This window comes from Roseobacter insulae (assembly GCF_019375555.1).
Lineage (GTDB): Bacteria > Pseudomonadota > Alphaproteobacteria > Rhodobacterales > Rhodobacteraceae > Roseobacter > Roseobacter insulae.
Genome location: NZ_JAHXDN010000001.1, coordinates 1005375 through 1019303, shown reverse-complemented (window position 1 = coordinate 1019303; position 13929 = coordinate 1005375). Strand labels below are relative to the sequence as shown.

11 protein-coding genes are annotated in these 13929 nt (G+C 61.2%); 6 read left to right on the top strand and 5 right to left on the bottom strand.

Features of this window, described 5'->3' with window-relative positions:
• Positions 1-116: 116 nt before the first annotated feature.
• Positions 117-233, top strand: coding sequence for an entericidin A/B family lipoprotein (locus KX928_RS04945; protein WP_219499596.1), 117 nt, complete (start codon positions 117-119; stop codon positions 231-233).
• 243 nt (positions 234-476) lie between these two features.
• On the opposite strand, the gene KX928_RS04940 is transcribed toward KX928_RS04945, so the two are convergent.
• From KX928_RS04940 to lepA, 4 genes are all read right to left on the bottom strand, one after another.
• Positions 477-656, bottom strand: a complete 180-nt coding sequence (locus KX928_RS04940) for a CTP synthetase (protein WP_219499595.1) — start codon at positions 654-656, stop codon at positions 477-479.
• A gap of 10 nt (positions 657-666) precedes the next feature.
• Entirely contained in the window at positions 667-990 is a 324-nt protein-coding gene (locus KX928_RS04935) for a TraR/DksA family transcriptional regulator (RefSeq protein WP_219499594.1), read from the bottom strand.
• 1590 nt (positions 991-2580) lie between these two features.
• Positions 2581-3213 (bottom strand): hypothetical protein, encoded by a 633-nt coding sequence (locus tag KX928_RS04930; protein ID WP_219499593.1) that lies wholly within the window; start codon positions 3211-3213, stop codon positions 2581-2583.
• Positions 3214-3556: 343 nt separating this feature from the next.
• Complete coding sequence (gene lepA, locus KX928_RS04925; protein WP_219499592.1) at positions 3557-5356, bottom strand: translation elongation factor 4; 1800 nt, start codon at positions 5354-5356, stop codon at positions 3557-3559.
• 260 nt (positions 5357-5616) lie between these two features.
• Between lepA and KX928_RS04920 the strand changes: the two genes are divergently transcribed.
• The 5 genes from KX928_RS04920 (at position 5617) to KX928_RS04900 (ending at position 10748) form a co-directional block, all read left to right on the top strand.
• Positions 5617-6801 (top strand): hypothetical protein, encoded by a 1185-nt coding sequence (locus KX928_RS04920; RefSeq protein WP_219499591.1) that lies wholly within the window; start codon positions 5617-5619, stop codon positions 6799-6801.
• Between the two features lie 411 nt (positions 6802-7212).
• A complete protein-coding gene (locus KX928_RS04915) occupies positions 7213-7746 on the top strand; it encodes a hypothetical protein (protein WP_219499590.1) in 534 nt (177 codons plus the stop codon).
• A gap of 201 nt (positions 7747-7947) precedes the next feature.
• Entirely contained in the window at positions 7948-8958 is a 1011-nt protein-coding gene (locus KX928_RS04910) for a Hint domain-containing protein (RefSeq protein ID WP_219499589.1), read from the top strand.
• Positions 8959-9158: 200 nt separating this feature from the next.
• A complete protein-coding gene (locus KX928_RS04905; protein ID WP_219499588.1) occupies positions 9159-10253 on the top strand; it encodes a porin in 1095 nt (364 codons plus the stop codon).
• 120 nt (positions 10254-10373) lie between these two features.
• The gene (locus KX928_RS04900; RefSeq protein WP_219500109.1) at positions 10374-10748 is read left to right on the top strand and encodes a hypothetical protein; all 375 of its coding nucleotides are present in this window, start codon (positions 10374-10376) and stop codon (positions 10746-10748) included.
• A 30-nt stretch (positions 10749-10778) separates the two neighbouring features.
• Here the strand turns inward: KX928_RS04900 and KX928_RS04895 are convergent, their stop codons facing one another.
• Complete coding sequence (locus tag KX928_RS04895) at positions 10779-13928, bottom strand: efflux RND transporter permease subunit (protein WP_219499587.1); 3150 nt, start codon at positions 13926-13928, stop codon at positions 10779-10781.
• Between the last annotated feature and the right edge of the window lies 1 nt (position 13929).

Here is a 13929-nt window from a genome sequence, read left to right as displayed (position 1 = left end):
CGCCGTAAGGTAACCAGTATCAGGGGCGGGGCGCGCACCGCCTCTTTTTTCACGTGAACTGAAGCGCGAATGCGGTATATTCACCGTGCGATTACAATCCAACAAAGGACACCCCAATGATCAGACTTGCTTTTGCTCTTACCGCCATTCTGGCACTCGCCGCTTGTGAGACCACCAAAGGCGTCGGCCGCGATGTGCAAAACGCTGGCGAAGCGCTGGATCAAGCGATCTGATCGCTTAACGCTTGTTGACGAGATCGGTTGGCGTGGAAACCCGCTGACCCACACCCGGCCTTCGACATGGGCCGGGTTTTTCGCCTCTGGAAACACAATACGCAGCCGTGCCACGGCCAACGCGAAGCTGCGTTCGTTTGACCGAACGCTCTCTGATCATCGCGCCCCTGCCACCATGGTCTTGCGACAGACCGCCGCAAACCTTCCGATCCACCGGCACGTGAGTTGTAGCGCAAACTCCGCTTAGCCGACGATTTTACGCGCTAAGAGCAGGGACACAGGGGCAGCCAGAACGGCCCCGCAGCCCGCGGCAACCAGGATCGGCACCAGAGCGGTGTAGCCGGCACTCAGGACAGCGATCACCCCCGCCCCGGCCATCGTGGTTGCGACAATCGCGTAGAGAATTGCAGCGATACGGATCATGACATCCTCCTTAGGCGTTTTTGGCAGCGCAGGTTTTGCACAGGGCCGTGTCCGGCAGAACACTCAGCCGGGCATCGGAAATCATCTCGCCACAGTCGAGGCATTCGCCATAGGTTCCCTGCTCGATCCGGCTCAGGGCAGCGTCGATCCGCCTGACCTCGTTCAGTTCCGCCTGGCCCAGAGCTTCCAGCACTTCGTCGCCCTGCCGCTCGGTGGAGAAATCCTCCATGTCCTTGGTCGGGGTTTCGTCCAGCTGTTGCTCGACCTCGGTCAGATGGCCCACCAGTTCCGCACGGCGCTCAAGTAGGGTTTGCTGCTGTGTTGCGAGATCCATGGCCGCTCTCCTGTCATCATTCGCACGGAGAGTGGCATGCGCTGACGGCTGCTGCATTGACATGGGTCAAAGCCGGCGAAGGATTAGGAAAATCGAAAAAAGCGAAAGGCGCCAGGGGTTTGGACCGAGGTCCCAACCGTGCCTTGCGGCACATCCTGACGCCTTCTTGAACCTCATCATCCCCCCAGAGGGCGATTTTTTGGCCCAGCTTGCTTGGGAACGTTGCCACTCCCAGCCGAGACGGACGATCCGAAAACCGACTGTCCCCCGCGCCAACCCTACTGTCACCGACCGTCCGTCACGGTCCTTGCGGACCCACACGGTAAGATCTGATCCAGCCTATACCAGCCCCCGTCACGACCCTTTCGGGTCCACACGATTCGACCTGTATCCTCTTGGTTTTAAACGATTTAGGCCTGACCCCGAGGAGCCTATCCCATCTCGCCTGCCACCCTGAGGGGCCTTTGCGTCCACTCCTTCGTTCAGAGAACTCCGTTGCGGTTAGAAGAGATTGGGGTGAATCATGTGAGTCGCGCAACAGAAAAATGACGATTTGACGAAATTTCTTGTGGATAAGATACTGAATTTATTGGGGTTTTTCCTGTGAGTAAGTTGGGGATAAGCGGAAAAATCCGTTGTTCCCGGGCGGGTTACACGGTTGGTATCTGCGCGGGAAATACACGCGGAACGCGTGGCGACATGGCGCGCTAAATCCCTGCGAAAGGTGAACGGAGCGGACGCGCAATGGGTTTGGCGGGGCCATGGGGCCCCGGAGAGAGACTGTGCCCCGGTGCCGGGATTTCGGGGCATAGTCGATGATTTGGGCGGTATGACATGTGTGCACTGCCTGTGCACAGGCTGTATGACATCTGGTCACAGATCGGCGGTGATCGCCGGATTTCGACGGGTTTGTAAAGAGAGGGTGCGGGCAGCGCGCGCTGCTTGGGCGGCGGGCAAGGCATGATCCGAGAGATCATTTGCAATGCCGAACGCACGATCCGCGAGGATCGGGCCGGGGGTGAGACCCGTCCTGGAAACCGTCCGGGGGACAGGCTCAGGGTCGAACGGGCGGAGCCCCGTGTCAGGCGCTAGTGAAGCTGGCGGTATCTTCTGTGCGGAGCGCCGCGCCGACTCCGCATTGGCTTTGCCAACGCTCTGTCGGTGACGCCCGCGCTACGCGCAGGCTGACCCGAACCGAGGGTCGGGGAGTGGTCTGGCGTATCCGGATCAAACAGTCCGGGGACTGTTTGAAGCGACGAGCGCGGCGTGCGCAAGCACGACGCCGGGAGCCTTTGACTGCTACTGGTGCGTTATAATCTAAGCACCGCGCCCGGACCGAGGGGCGGGGAAAAGCGAAGCGCCCGCCCCGTGGTGGGGTTGGCACCGGTCCGCGCGCAGCGCGGCAATTGATCCGGGGGATCAATTGAGGTGACAACGGGCGGAGCCCCGGGGGAGAGGCGCTTTTGAAGCTGGCGGTGTCTTATGTGCTAAGCACCGCGCCCGGACCGAGGGGCGGAAAAAGCGAAGCGCCCGCCCCGTGGGGGCGGTTCGGGCGCTGCAAATCTGAAGGATTTGCATGACAAAGCATTGTCAACGTTTCAGCGAGTCTAGAAAACTTTGTATTCCGAATTCGATCCCAACGATCCGCAAAAGCAAGAGTAATAGCAGGTATCCACCTGCAAAAAAGCCTAGTCCGGCTGAACAGTAGAATACCCAATACCAGACAGCAAAATATCGCAACTGAGATTTTGATTTGTTCAATTGAACTGCTTCCAATTTTTCCTGTCTCTCGAACGGCGTCAGAGAAGGGTCATTTAAGACCTTGGCAATTCCAATATTCAGTTGACTGGCCTGAAAACTGCCGACGACGACCCAGCCGACAAACAAAAACAGCGAGCAACCCAGCATTATGGCCACCAGTCTTGTGTCCGCAACCCCCAAGTCAGTGGATACGTAGTTCCAAATGGCAAAAAAACCCGCATATCCCAGTGTTACGACGACGTTGTTGTACGTGGCTACTTTGTCAAAAAGTTTTGATTGAATATCGATCAGTTGGTCGTGCTGTTTTTCAAGTTCAAGCGCCTGAAGTCTCTTTGCATTCGCTTCATTACTTTTTACCAGCTCTTGCAGTGCTGCCGCGAATCCGCGCATTTGGCTATCTACATCTCTACTTCTTCTTGAGCCCATCAAAACATCAAACCACTTGCCAAAGTCCCACAGCACTAAGCGGAAACTTAGAGAAATTACCGAGCAAGCTTAGTGGCCGCCCTCCCCACTTTCCACCACCCCCAGCCCCGCAGGGGCAGCGCCCGACCGCACCCCCGGGCGGGCGCTTCGCTTTCGCCCGCGGCCGGTCGCTGCCCTCAGTTCTGTAGGAGAGACGTTTGCAGTGGTTTTCCGGATAATCGGACGCTTGGTGCTCTAAATGCACTGTCCGGGAACGCGCATTGCTGCGCAATACGCTGCCTCCCGCCGGCCATCAGCGCTCCAACTGTACCGGGTGCCGGTCGGCAGCTTTTGCTGCGCAAAAGCGCCTTTTCCGCACTCGCCGTAAAAATGGTGGCTTTCAGCCGTCCATTTTTAAGGCGGAAATAAAAGCTTCCTGCGGGATATCCACCTTGCCAAACTGCCGCATCTTCTTCTTGCCTGCCTTCTGCTTGTCCAGCAGCTTGCGCTTGCGCGTCGCATCCCCGCCATAACACTTGGCGGTCACGTCCTTGCGCATCGCGGAGAGGGTTTCTCGGGCGATCACCTTGCCGCCAATGGCCGCCTGAATGGGGATCTTGAACATGTGGCGCGGGATCAGGTCTTTGAGCTTTTCGACCATGGCGCGGCCGCGTGCCTCGGCCCGGTCGCGGTGCACCATCGTGGAGAGCGCATCGACGGGTTCGTCGTTCACGAGGACCTGCATTTTCACCAGATTGTCCTGCCGGTAGCCGATCATCGCGTAGTCGAAAGAGGCATAGCCCTTTGTCACGCTCTTGAGCCGGTCGTAGAAATCGAAAACGACTTCGTTCAGCGGCAGATCGTAGACCACCATGGCGCGGGAGCCGGCGTAGGTGAGGTCGAGCTGGATGCCGCGGCGGTCCTGACAGAGTTTCAGCACATCGCCGAGGTAGTCGTCGGGCACCAGGATGGTGGCCTTGATGCGCGGCTCCTCCAGATGGTCGACGAGGGTGAGGTCGGGCATGTCGGCGGGGTTGTGCAGTTCGTGCATTGTGCCGTCACGCATGTGGATGTGGTAGATGACGGAGGGCGCGGTGGTGATGAGCTCGATGTCATATTCGCGCTCGATCCGGTCGCGGATGACCTCAAGGTGCAGCAGGCCCAGGAAACCGCAGCGGAAGCCGAAGCCGAGGGCGGCGGAGGTTTCCATTTCATAGGAAAAGGAGGCGTCGTTGAGGGCGAGTTTCTCGATGGCGTCGCGCAGGTCTTCGAATTCGGCGGAATCCACGGGGAAGAGGCCGCAGAAGACCACAGGCTGGGAGGGTTTGAAGCCCGGCAGCGCGTCCTCGGTGCCCTTTTTCTCATGCGTGATGGTGTCGCCGACGCGGGTGTCGCGGACCTGTTTGATGGAGGCGGTCAGAAAGCCGATCTCGCCGGGGCCGAGCTCATCAATCACGGTCATGGCGGGGCGGAAAACGCCGATGCGGTCCACGTGGTGGGTGGAGTTGTTCGACAGCATGCGGATGCGGTCGCCCTTTTTCAGCACCCCGTCCATGATGCGGACCAGGACGATGACGCCGAGGTAGCTGTCGTACCAGCTGTCCACCAGCATCGCCTTGAGCGGCGCGTCACGGGTGCCCTTGGGGGCGGGCAGGTTCTGGACGATGCTTTCCAGCGTCTCAGTGATGCCCTGCCCGGTCTTGGCGGAGACGCGGATGGCGCCGGAGGCATCAATGCCGATGACATCCTCGATCTGCTCGGCGACGCGGTCGCAATCGGAGGCGGGCAAGTCGATCTTGTTCAGCACCGGCACGATTTCATGGTCGGCGTCGATGGCGTGGTAGACATTGGCCAGCGTCTGCGCCTCGACCCCTTGCGTGCTGTCCACGACCAGCAGCGAGCCTTCGACCGCGCGCATCGAACGGGAGACCTCATAAGCGAAATCGACGTGGCCCGGCGTGTCGATCAGGTTGAGCACGTACTCCTCGCCGTTCTGCGCGGTGTAGTTGATACGGACGGTCTGCGCCTTGATGGTGATGCCGCGCTCGCGCTCGATGTCCATGCTGTCGAGCATCTGCTCCTTCATATCCCGGTCGGCCACGGTATTGGTGGACTGAATGAGCCGGTCGGCGAGCGTGGATTTCCCGTGGTCGATATGCGCGACGATGGAGAAATTGCGGATATGGGATAGCGGTGTCATGGTGATGGGATATGGTGGGGTTTTCGGGGTTGGTCAAGGTGGTTAAGCGAGTGGAGACAGCGAAGGGTAGAGTCACCCAACCTTGGCTCGAGACACTAGACAACCGAACAATTGCTTGGATCGCTTGTCGGGCAGCGCTTCGCATTTTTCCAGCTGTCGGACATTGGCCAATCGCAACCGAAATGGGCGCGAGTTTTGCCGCATGTCGAGTAGCTCTGATCTGCTCAGTTGCAATCATAAGCAAGCAAGAAGAAAGCGCAGTGTACAAAGATGCCGTTTCAATGGCAACGAGCAGACTCTATAACCAGCTCGGTGGGCCTATTAGCGGACGAGCACCCGGAGCGATGGCTGCAGTCTCAGATGTTGTAAACTGCTTTGTGCGCGCTGGGGCAAAAGATAGCCTCGCATTAGCCGCAGCTGAAGCGTTGGGTCGAGTTGATTATTGCGCGGGGGGTCAGAACGACCGCGTTGTGTATTTGTTTTCTCAAAAGGACAGCTATGCGCCCCTCGCGTGGGTACCACTGTGGATGGACCAGTCACAACCCGCTGAGATGGCAGAGTATTGGGAGAAATTGAAAGCTCAGTTTGACGCTGATGCAGCGGATTGGTCGTTCTGGATCGAATGGTATGAGCGCATTCTATTGGGCGACCCAATGCCGTGGGATTTGGTCCACCGGATTGCAATGGAAGTCGCCGACGCAGAATGGGACGCCGGGCCAGCGACGGTCGCGCGCCGGATCAAGGAGATCCGCCTCAACTGGCGCACAGAAACGAGCCGTCGCCTTGTGTATGACGACAAGGCAGGCGTTTTTGTGCCAGAACACCCGCTCGACGTTCAGAGCGGTACCCTGACCTTTGTGATGCATCGCGTGCGCAATGCTCTTGGATCAGCACTTGCAACAGGACAAACAAACGGGTTCTCCGAAACGAGTTACGAGGCCGTCCATTTGCAACCCATTTTGCTGACCGACAATCCGGAACCAACGCTTTTCGCCACAACCTGTTGGGATGCCTGTATGGCGCTGGATAGAAACATTGGTGATCTCTACCCCGAAGATGCGTCACTGATGGTTTTGAAGAACACCCTATATACCGCGATTGAAGAATTGAGTGATGAAAACGCTTTGATCAAGGCGCGGATCGGGAGGCTCGCCGCCTTGAGAACCAATGCCTACCCGACCGCCTCAGATCGCCAGGAAATGGCCAAGCTGCCAAATGAGCTCGGGCCTGAACTGAACAGCGAAGCGCAAGAAATCTACCAGAGCGACATTGAAATCATATTGAGCAATCCCAAACCACCGCGATCTGTGCGCGCACGGGTAACTAATTGGACCACAACGATCTTCGCATGGATGGACAGAACCAAAAAAGGCGATGGGCGATTGAAATGGTTAGCGAGCGTTGTCAATCGACTTTCCAGATGGTGGTCAGGCTCAGGGGAGTGAGGCCATCACGGTGCGCTTGCCAAATGCCCAATCTGCGATTGGGCAGCGCCCGAACCGCCCCTGTTGTGCTGAAAGCTCGCCTGCGGCTTGATGCGGGCGCTTCGCTTCCACCCCTCGGTCCGGGCGCAGTACTCCGCGCGAAAGACAGCGCCAGCTTCAAAGCACCTCTCCCGCGGCGCCGCCCGTTCGGCCCTGAAACTGTCTCCCGGACAGTTTCCGAGACGGGCCTCACCCCCCTCGGGTCGGACGCGGTGCATCGCACAAAACGCGGCGAATTGATGGCGCGCACCAAGGTACCGCCTGCTGGCAGCTGGTACTCTCCGCAGTCCCTCGACAGAATCACGCAAAAATTGTATGGTTGGGGCACAAAAATCAGGTTTCGAGCGGGGTCCAACCAGTCAGGAGTGTCCCATGAAACTAAGCACTTTGTTACTCTCATGCAGTCTCGTTTTTTGCAGCCCGGCCGCGCTGGGCGCGGCGATCATTCAGGGCTTCGGCATCGCGGGAACCCACTTCTGGTTCCTGATCCCGCAGGCGACCTCGCTTGACGATATCGGCGGGTTGGACTCGGTGGCGCTGAGCCCCAACTTCGCCGTGGCCCCGGGAGAGGTCATATTCGACAACGTGGTCCTCTCCGGCCCCGCCACCGGTTTCGCGACCGATGGGACGGGGTCGCTTGAGGTGTTCTTTGCGACGCCGGTTGCGGAAAGCGACCTGCCGCTGCAACCCTTCGTGTCGATCAGCGTGTCACCGGCCCTGGACAGCAAGATCGCCGTCAATGGCGCCTTCTCCTTCGTGGAGACCGGGCCCGACGGAGAGATCCGCGGCACCACCCGCCTTGCCCCCGTACCGCTACCGGCAGGATGGGCGCTGGGGCTGTCGCTGCTCGGGCTTGGGGCCGCGTTTTCAGCCCGGTCGCGGCATGGAAAGCGACGTACCGCCTAGAACATCGCGGGCCCCCTGCCCGGCGGTCCGGTATCCGGCAGCGCACCGCCTGCCGGGGGTGCGCGGGTGCCCGGCCTCCACCACCGGTAGAAACTGAGGCGATTTGGCCCGAAAATGCCCCTCGCAAACCCAGCAAAAACGCATTTTGGCCAGAGTTATAAGGCACTTCGCGCCAGCAGGTCTTGATAACGGGTATGCCGATTGGCGATTTACGACATATATGTGCTGGGCGAAAGCGCCCTGACCATCAGCGGCGGCGAGCAGCTGGACGGGGTGAGCCAGGGCGACGGCTCGCATCTCGACGGGCTGACCATCACGCTGAATTCCGGCGCGTGGCAACCGGTGTCCATCGAAGACGACGACCTCGATTTCCGCGATAACGATGGCAGCCAGCGGCTGAACGGCGCGCAGACCATCGATGGCACCCCCTTTGCCGATAACGCCGCGGTCGAAGCGGAATACGGTCTGGTGCTGACCGACGGGGTCAACAGCTGGACGGTTGTCGGGTTCAACGTGAACAATTCCAGCCCGGCCTACGCGACGGTAGAGGGGCTTGCCTTTATCGGCGGGCCGGGAGGGTTCCCGCCGGTCGGGGTGCCGCTGACGGTGACCAGCGCGTTCGAAGGGCCGACGTTTCAGCAGACCGAATATGCAACGCCCGTGTGTTTTGCCACCGGCACGGTGATCGACACCTGCGACGGGCCGATGCCGGTGGAGCGGGTGATCCCGGGCATGGCCGTGGTAACCCGCGATCACGGTGCCCAGAGGGTGCTGTGGGCCGGCAGGCGGGCGGTGCAGGGGCAGGCCAGTTTCGCCCCGGTTCACATTGCGGCGGGAACGATGGGCAACACCGCGGACGTGCTGGTCTCGCAACAGCACAAGCTGCTGGTCACCGGCTGGCAGGCGGAGATGCTGTTCGGGCAGGACGAGGTGCTGGTTCCGGCGGGGCATCTTGTGGGTCTGACGGGGGTGACGCGGGTGACGCGCGGGCCCATCGGCTACCATCACCTGCTGCTGGAGGATCACGCGGTTCTGCGCAGCGCGGGGATGTGGAGCGAGAGTTTCTCGCTGGGGGCCATGGCGCTGGATGCGTTGCTGCCGATGGCGCGCGCGCAAGTGACGCGGGATTTCCCGGAGCTCATCGGCCGGCCCCCCGCCTATGCAACCCTGCGCAAACACGAGGCCCGGCTGCTGATCGCCACTGCCGCGTGACCGTCCCCGGGGCGGCGGGACATCCTGCGGAACACCGGCAGGGCCTGCCGACGGCCTTTCAATCAACGGTTGTACCACTACACGTATGAGGCCACAGTGGGCGCATTAATTGACAAGGCATGTGCAGTTTTGTGCAGTCGCAAGTGATCGCGGAATGCATAGCTCGGATGAGCCTTATCAGCTCAACAAAGGGTCTTTTCATGAGACAACTCCCCCTCTCCCGCCTCGCCATCCCTGCCGCCAGCAGCGTTCTGCTTGCCCTGCCGCACACGGCTGCCGCGCAGGACTCGACTTTCAATTTCTATGGTCAGCTCAACTTTGGCCTGTGGAGCGTGGATGACGGCACGCAGAGCGAGTCCTTCATCACCGACAACGACAATTCCAATACCCGCGTCGGGGCAATCTGGGAGAGCGGTCTGGCCAATGGAGGCAAGCTGAAGTTCCATTTCGAGACGGCCCTGGGCCTGAGGGGGTCAAGTTCGGTGACCCTTGACGACACCGGGCTGGACTTCGACTGGCGGCGGACGGAGTTGCGCAAGGTCGAAGTGGTCTACACCACACCCGGCATCGGTGCCTTTTCCTTCGGTCAGGGCAGCACTGCAACGGACGGATTTTCGGAGGCAGATTTCTCCGGCACCTCCGTGATCGCCTATTCCGCGATCGGCGATCTGGCGGGCAACATCGCCTTCCGGCCCCAGGGCGGCGCGCCCTCTGCGGTGGACATCGGCGATGCCTTCAGCAACTTCGACGGCGCACGGCGCTTCCGCGTGCGCTACGACAGCCCCGATTTCAGCGGCTTCGGCGTCAGTGTCTCGGCGGGCGAGGAAGTCCTGCGTGAAGGTGACGACCGCGAATTCTACGATCTTGGCCTGAAGTACGCGCGGGACTTTGGCGATATCAAGATGGATGCCCGTCTGGGCTATTCCTGGATCGACAGCGACGAAGAACTGGCCATCGGGTCCCTTGCGATGCTGCACGAGCCCACCGGTCTGAACGCCGCCATTTCCACAGGACGCCAGCAGGAAGGCGACGACGACTTTATCTACGTCAAGCTGGGCTACATTCAGGACTGGTTCCCGGCCGGATCGACGGCGGTGTCGCTGGACCTGTACGAGGGCAATGATTTCGCCATCACCGGGTCGGAAAGCTCTTCCGTCGGGCTCGGCATCGTGCAGCGTCTCGACCGGCATAACGTTGAGATCTACGCGACCTACCGGACGCTTTCCTTTGACTCGACAGGCACCAATCTTGAAGACATCGACGTCATGGCGCTGGGTGCGCGCTGGAAGTTCTGACGCGTCACGGCCTGCCTTCTCCCGCGCCCGGTCCCGGGCGCGGGGATACTTGCGTCATTGAAACCCGCCCGTTCCTGAGACATAAATCCGGGGTGTGAGGTTGAGCAAGGGGTGACTGTGATGGTGAGGTTAGGTGCAGCGGCCGGCGGATTGCTTCTTCTGCTGGCCTGTGGCGGCACCGCACCCGACCGCCGCTCCGCCGATACCGGCATCAGCGACCCGCAGGCGATACCGGTAAGCTTTGCCTCCGGACCCATCGGCACCGCCTGCCTGGTTCACGACCGGCCAAACGCCACGCGGGCCCGATGCGGCTGCATTCAGGCGGTTGCCGACCGCACCCTCACGCAACAGCAACAAAAGCGCAGCGTCGTGTATTTCAGCGATCCCGGCCTGTTGCAGGACGTCCGGCAGTCGGATGCACCGGGCAATGCGCGGTTCTGGGAAGCGTGGAAAAACTTTGCCGAAACCGCCGAAACCGTGTGCCGGGGCCTGTGACCCGCGCAGGCCTGCGCGGAGCCGTGATGCCTACGCCGCCTGCGGTTTGCGTTTCAGCGGAAACATCCGCCTGATCGCGACATAGAACACCGGCGTGAAGAACAGACCCAGAAAGGTGACGCCTGACATCCCGAAGAAAACGGCTGTGCCCAGAGCCTGCCGCATCTCGGCCCCCGGACCCGTCGCAATCATCAGCGGGATCACCCCGAGGATGAAGGCAAAGGCGGTCATCAGGATCGGGCGCAATCGCAACCGGCTGGCCTCGATTGCCGCGTCGACCGGGCCGAGCCCGCGCTCCTCCTGCGCCTGCTTGGCAAATTCCACGATCATGATGGCGTTCTTGGCGGCGAGCCCGACGAGGACGATCAACCCCACCTGCGTCAGGATGTTATTGTCCATCGCGCGGTACATCACACCGGCAAGCGCGCCCAAAACCGACAGCGGCACGATCAGGATGATCGCCACCGGCAATGCCCAGCTTTCGTAAAGCGCGGCAAGGAACAGGAAGGCAAAGAGGATCGAGAAGGCAAAGATATAGGCCGCCGTATTGCCCTGTTCGCGTTCCTGCAGGGCCAGTTCCGTCCATTCGAAATCAAGCCCCGGCGGCATCAGCGAGGCGGCAAGCTCTTCCATCGCGATCAGCGCATCCCCGGTGGACACGCCCGGCGCGGCAGAACCCTGCACCGGCACCGAGACCTGCTGGTTGTAGCGCTGCACCAGCGCCGGACCCGCGGTTTCCACCACCGAGACAAGCGTGCCCAACGGTACCAGCGCCCCGGTGACCGAGCGCACCCGCAGCGCCGAGATGTCCTTTTCTTCGAGGCGGAACTGTTCGTCTGCCTGCGCACGGACCTGGAAAAGCCGCCCGAAGGCGTTGAAGTCGTTGACGTAGGACGAGCCGAGGTTGATCGCGAGGGTTTCAAAGATCGAGCCGATGGGCACGTTCAGCATCTGCGCGCGCACCCGGTCGATTTCGAGGAACACCTGTGGCGATCCGGCAGAGAAAGTGGTGAAAACCCCCTGCACCTTGTCGGATTGCTGCGAGGCCCCCATGATCGCATAGGCGGTGCCCAGCACGCGCGACATGTCGGCGCTTTCGTTTTCCTTCAGTTGCAGCTTGAAGCCGCCGCCGTTGCCGACACCGCGCACGGCGGGCGGTGCGATGGCGATGATGAAAGCCTCGCGCAGGGACTGCATGCGCCCGAAGAGCTGGCCGACGATGGCCCCGGCATCAAGCCCGGATTTCCCCCGCGCCTCGAAGCTTTCGAAGGTGGTGAAGATCACGCCCTGGTTGGAGGCATTGGTGAACGTCGCCCCGGAGAACCCGGCGAAAGCCACCGCATTTGTCACGCCGGGCGTGCCCAGGGCGACCTCCGTTGCCTGCCGGATCACCTCGTCCGTGCGTTCCAGCGAGGCCCCGTCGGGCAATTGCACGACGACGATGGCATAGCCCTGGTCCGCGTCGGGGATGAAGCCGGTCGGGACTTTCTGGCTGATCCAGTAGGTGGCCCCCAGAAGGCCGAAGAACACCACGAAGGCGACGGCAATCGTGGCGGTCGATCCGACAAGGAAGGTCACTGCCCGGGTATATCCGCGGGTCAGGGCGTCGAAGCCCCGGTTGAACCCGCGCGCAAACGGGCCTGTCACGATTGCGATGGGGTTCCTGCCGGGGGCGTCGGATTTCGGCTTCAGCATCACGGCGGCCATGGCGGGCGAGAGGCTGAGCGAATTGACCGTCGAGATCACCGTCGCCACCGAGATCGTGACGGCGAACTGCTTGTAGAACTGCCCGGTGATGCCCGGTACCAGCGCCGCCGGCACAAAGACGGCAATGAGCACCAGCGAGGTCCCGATGATCGCGCTCTGCACCTCGTCCATGGTGCGCCGCGAGGCCTTGCGCGGGTCCATCCCGTCTTCGATGTTGCGTTCGACGTTTTCGACCACGACAATCGCGTCGTCCACCACGATGCCAATGGCCAGGATCAGGCCGAACAGCGTGAGCAGGTTGAGCGTGTATCCCAGCGCCAGCATGACCGCGAAGGTGCCGATCAGCGACACCGGGATGGCCAGCAGCGGAATGACGGCGGACCGCCAGCTTTGCAGGAAGACAATGATCACGATGACGACAAGTAAGATCGCCTCGAACAGGGTTTCGTAAACGGCGTTGACCGAGGATTCGATGAATTCGGTGGGATTATAGACAACCTGGTATTCGAGGCCCGCGGGAAAATCCTCCGACAGCTCTTCCATCGTGGCGATGATTTCATCAGCCGAGGCAAGGGCGTTCGACCCGGGGCGCTGGAACACGCCAAGCGCTACCGCCGGTTTGTTGTTGAGATAGGAGTTGGTGACGTAGGACCGCGCGCCGATTTCCACCCGCGCCACATCCCGCACCCGCACCACGCGCCCCTCGTCGGAGGCTTTCACGATCACCCGGCCGAATTCGCGGGGCGTCTGCAGGCGCCCCTGGGTCGTGACCGCGACCTGGAAGGCGCTTTGACCGTTGTTCGGCGGCGCGCCGAGGGAGCCGCCGGACACCTGCACGTTCTGTTCGCGCAGCGCATCCACCACATCGCCTGCTGTCAGCCCGAGCGAGGCGAGCCTGTCCGGATCCAGCCAGACCCTTGCGGAGAACTCCCGCTCCCCGAAGATGATCAGATCACCGACACCGTCCAGCCGGACCAGCTGGTCACGCACCCGCGACCGCGCGTAGTTGGACACGTAGAGCTGGTCGAAGCTTTCATCGGGCGAGAGCATGTGTACGACCATCATCAGGTCGGGCGAGGATTTGGTGGTGGTCACACCGAGGTTGCGCACCTCCTGCGGCAAACGCGGCTCGGCAATGGCAACGCGGTTCTGCACCAGCACCTGTGCGGCATCGAGGTCCGTTCCCAACTCGAAGGTGATCGACAGGCTCATCGAGCCGTCCGCCGTGGAATAGGAGGAAATGTACAACATGTCCTCGACACCGTTGATTTCCTGTTCCAGCGGGGTGGCGACCGTTGCCGCCACCGTGGCGGCATCCGCACCGGGGTAGTTAGCGCGCACGACGATCGACGGTGGCGCGATCTGCGGATACTGCTCCACCGGCAGCTGGGAGTAGGAAATCAGAGCGACAATGGTCAGCAGGATCGAGATGACAATGGCAAAGACCGGCCGGTCGACAAAAAACCGACCCATC

Bases quoted from the DNA above. Each gene is read 5' to 3' on its own strand.
- KX928_RS04900 (WP_219500109.1), top strand. From the start codon at position 10,374: ATGGTGAGGTTAGGTGCAGCGGCCGGCGGATTGCTTCTTCTGCTGGCC.
- KX928_RS04940 (WP_219499595.1), bottom strand. From the start codon at position 656: ATGATCCGTATCGCTGCAATTCTCTACGCGATTGTCGCAACCACGATG.
- KX928_RS04935 (WP_219499594.1), bottom strand. From the start codon at position 990: ATGGATCTCGCAACACAGCAGCAAACCCTACTTGAGCGCCGTGCGGAA.
- KX928_RS04905 (WP_219499588.1), top strand. From the start codon at position 9,159: ATGAGACAACTCCCCCTCTCCCGCCTCGCCATCCCTGCCGCCAGCAGC.
- lepA (WP_219499592.1), bottom strand. From the start codon at position 5,356: ATGACACCGCTATCCCATATCCGCAATTTCTCCATCGTCGCGCATATC.
- KX928_RS04945 (WP_219499596.1), top strand. From the start codon at position 117: ATGATCAGACTTGCTTTTGCTCTTACCGCCATTCTGGCACTCGCCGCT.
- KX928_RS04895 (WP_219499587.1), bottom strand. From the start codon at position 13,928: ATGGGTCGGTTTTTTGTCGACCGGCCGGTCTTTGCCATTGTCATCTCG.
- KX928_RS04915 (WP_219499590.1), top strand. From the start codon at position 7,213: ATGAAACTAAGCACTTTGTTACTCTCATGCAGTCTCGTTTTTTGCAGC.